The 255-nt window shown below is 49.0% G+C and carries 1 tRNA gene; it reads left to right on the top strand.

Features of this window, described 5'->3' with window-relative positions:
• The first annotated feature begins 2 nt into the window (after window positions 1–2).
• A tRNA-Ile gene (locus EOJ36_RS11880) sits at window positions 3–76 on the top strand.
• Window positions 77–255 lie beyond the last annotated feature (179 nt).

The following is a 255-nucleotide window of genomic DNA, read 5'->3' on the forward strand; positions in this document are numbered from 1 at the left end:
AGGGGCTTGTAGCTCAGGTGGTTAGAGCGCTACACTGATAATGTAGAGGTCCGTGGTTCGAGTCCACGCAGGCCCACAATAAAAGTGAGCGAGCAGCAATAACCCTTGTGGTTATTGAAGTGAATAGAGAGCAAGCAACAACCCTTGTGGTTGTTGAAAGAAAAGAGCAAGACCTTAAAAGAATTTTGGGGGATTAGCTCAGCTGGCTAGAGCACCTGCCTTGCACGCAGGGGGTCAACGGTTCGAATCCGTTAT

Source organism: Sandaracinomonas limnophila, assembly GCF_004005965.1.
GTDB classification, from domain to species: Bacteria; Bacteroidota; Bacteroidia; order Cytophagales; family Spirosomataceae; genus Sandaracinomonas; species Sandaracinomonas limnophila.